Genomic DNA, 1,493 nt, shown 5'->3' on the forward strand with positions numbered 1-1,493 from the left:
CGTTACGTCGCATATCACCTTTGGTGCCGAGATCGTAAACGCCGTTCTGATAAACAAAGTTCTCATAGCCTTTGCGCTGTTCGGTCATCGCCTCGTAATCAAGGCCGGTGGTGATGGCGTAAGGGATAAAACCGCTGTCATCGTGGTGTGTCCAGCGCGTGGCTTTGTTGAATAAATCAGATTTCGGGTAAGTCTCCCCCGTAGCGGGTTGTGTTTTCAGGCAATACGCACGCTTTCAGGCATACCTGCTTTCGTCATTTTGTTCAGCGCTCGTACCAGGGCCATAGCCTCCGCAACCTGACCATCGTAGTCACGCAGCGTCAGTGAACCCCCGAACAGCTGTTTTACCCGGTACATCGCCGTTTCCGCTATCGAGCGACGGTTGTAATCTGTTGTCCATTTCCACCGCGCATTACTCCCGGTCATTCGCTGATTAGCCACTGCACGGTTACGGTCTGCATATTCACCGGGCCAGTAACCCGCACCTTTTCGGGGAGGGATAAGCGCGCTGATTTTCTTACGCCGCAGTTCATCGTGACAGAGCCGGGTGTCGTAAGCTCCATCGGCGGCGGCTGACCTGATTTTCCGGTGGGTTTGCCGGATTAACCCGGGGAAGGCCTCTGAGTCCGTAACGTTGTTCAGCGACAGGTCAGCGCAGATGATTTCATGTGTTTTACTGTCAACGGCGAGATGCAGCTTACGCCAGATACGACGGCGTTCCTGGCCATGCTTTTTGACTTTCCACTCGCCTTCACCGAAGACCTTCAGCCCGGTGGAATCAATCACCAGATGCGCGATTTCACCTGGGGTGAACGTTTTGAAACTGACATTAACCGACTTTGCGCGCCTGCTGACACAGCTGTAATCCGGGCAGCGTAGCGGAACGTTCATCAGAGAAAAAATGGAATCAATAAAGCCCTGCGCAGCGCGCAGGGTCAGCCTGAATACGCGTTTAATGACCAGCACAGTCGTGATGGCAAGGTCAGAATAGCGCTGAGGTCTGCCTCGTGAAGAAGGTGTTGCTGACTCATACCAGGCCTGAATAGCTTCATCATCCAGCCAGAAAGTTATGGAGCCACGGTTGATGAGGGCTTTATTGTAGGTGGGCCAGTTGGTGATTTTGAACTTTTGCTTTGCCACGGAACGGTCTGCGTTGTCGGGAAGATACGTGATCTGATCCTTCAACTCAGCAAAAGTTGGTAATGACTCCAATTTACTGATAGTGTTTTATGTTCAGATAGTGCCCGATGACTTTGTCATGCAGCTCCACCGATTTTGAGAACGACAGGGACTTCCTGCCCAGCCTTGCCAGATGCTGTCTCAGATTCAGGTTGTGTCGCTCAATTCGCTGCGTGTAACGCTTACTGATGACGTGCAGTTTTCCCTTCAGACGTGACTCATACATCGGCCAGCCGTCCGTCATCCATACCACCACGTCAAAAACTGACAGCAGGCTCAGAAGACGCTCCAGTGTGGCCATAGTGCGTTCACCG

The 1,493-nt window shown here is 52.5% G+C and carries 2 protein-coding genes; both read right to left on the minus strand.

Annotation, left to right across the window (positions count from 1 at the left end):
- Positions 1-216: 216 nt before the first annotated feature.
- A complete protein-coding gene (locus tag ABD353_RS39505; protein WP_344628555.1) occupies positions 217-1,140 on the minus strand; it encodes an IS5-like element IS903B family transposase in 924 nt (307 codons plus the stop codon).
- 73 nt (positions 1,141-1,213) lie between these two features.
- Positions 1,214-1,493: IS1 family transposase (locus tag ABD353_RS39510; RefSeq protein WP_213471814.1), on the minus strand; the 280-nt coding region annotated here is incomplete at its 5' end.

The organism is Kitasatospora arboriphila (genome assembly GCF_039528095.1).
Classification (GTDB): Bacteria; Actinomycetota; Actinomycetes; order Streptomycetales; family Streptomycetaceae; genus Kitasatospora; species Kitasatospora arboriphila.